Source organism: Nocardioides oceani (assembly GCF_030412965.1).
Taxonomy (GTDB): domain Bacteria; phylum Actinomycetota; class Actinomycetes; order Propionibacteriales; family Nocardioidaceae; genus Nocardioides; species Nocardioides oceani.
Genome location: NZ_JAUHJQ010000241.1, coordinates 1 through 231, shown reverse-complemented (window position 1 = coordinate 231; position 231 = coordinate 1). Strand labels below are relative to the sequence as shown.

Annotated in this window: 1 protein-coding gene; it reads right to left on the bottom strand. The window is 76.2% G+C overall.

What is annotated here, in order from left to right:
• Nucleotides 1–231 (bottom strand): aminotransferase class V-fold PLP-dependent enzyme (locus tag QWY28_RS23920; RefSeq protein WP_300955389.1); only part of this gene is annotated, 231 nt, incomplete at both ends.

Below are 231 nucleotides of genomic sequence, written 5' to 3'. Positions count from 1 at the left end.
CACCAGCGCGCCGGCGTCGTGCACCAGCGCGGTGAGCGCCGCGCCGTCCGCGACGTGACCGGAGCGGAACGCGACATGGCTGAGCAGCACGAACGCCGTGTCCGGTCCGCGCGCCGGCGCGAGGTCGTCCGCGGTGACGCCGCCGTCGGGGTCGGCCTCGACCCACCGCACGGTGAGGCCGCACTCGCCGGCGACGCCCTCGAGGAGGTAGCGGTCGGTCGGGAAGTTGTC